The organism is Clostridium boliviensis (assembly GCF_033342255.1).
Lineage (GTDB): Bacteria > Bacillota > Clostridia > Lachnospirales > Lachnospiraceae > Lacrimispora > Lacrimispora boliviensis.
Genome location: NZ_JAWONS010000113.1, coordinates 1 through 568, shown reverse-complemented (window position 1 = coordinate 568; position 568 = coordinate 1). Strand labels below are relative to the sequence as shown.

At 60.7% G+C, this 568-nt stretch carries 1 protein-coding gene; it reads left to right on the top strand.

Translation table 11 applies throughout. The annotated features are described in order from the left end of the window. Window positions 1–57: 57 nt before the first annotated feature. Window positions 58–568 (top strand): ABC transporter ATP-binding protein (locus tag RZO55_RS07830; RefSeq protein WP_318063729.1); only part of this gene is annotated, 511 nt, incomplete at its 3' end.

The following is a 568-nucleotide window of genomic DNA, read 5'->3' as shown; positions in this document are numbered from 1 at the left end:
GTTTACCTTAACGGCCGTCCCGTGGACCATCTGGAACCGAACGAGCGGGACGTGGCCATGGTGTTTGAAAATTACGCCCTGTACCCGCACCTCAATGTGTTTGAAAATATCGCGTCCCCCCTTTACAGCCCGAGGTACCGGCAACCGAAGGAGGTCGTGCGGCAAGAGGTGATGCGGATCGCCCGGCTGTTGGACATCGATGCCCTGTTGGAGCGGTTTCCGGCGGAGCTTTCCAACGGACAGCGGCAGCGGGTGGCTTTGGGGAGGGCCTTGATCCGCCGGCCGGAAGTGTTTCTGATGGATGAACCCCTGGTCCATCTCGATGCCAAACTGCGCCACCAAATGCGGGCCGAGCTGAAGGAAATCCAAAGCCAAAGCCTGGATACCACCACCATCTATGTGACCCATGATTATCGGGAAGCCCTCAGCCTGGGCGACCGCATCGCCGTGATCAGCCGGGGCCGCATCGAACAGGTCGGCACCCCCGAGGAGGTTTATCACCGGCCGGCCTCGGAGTTTGTGGCGAAGGCCTTCGGCGATCCGGAGATGAACGTCGTCGAAGGGGAAC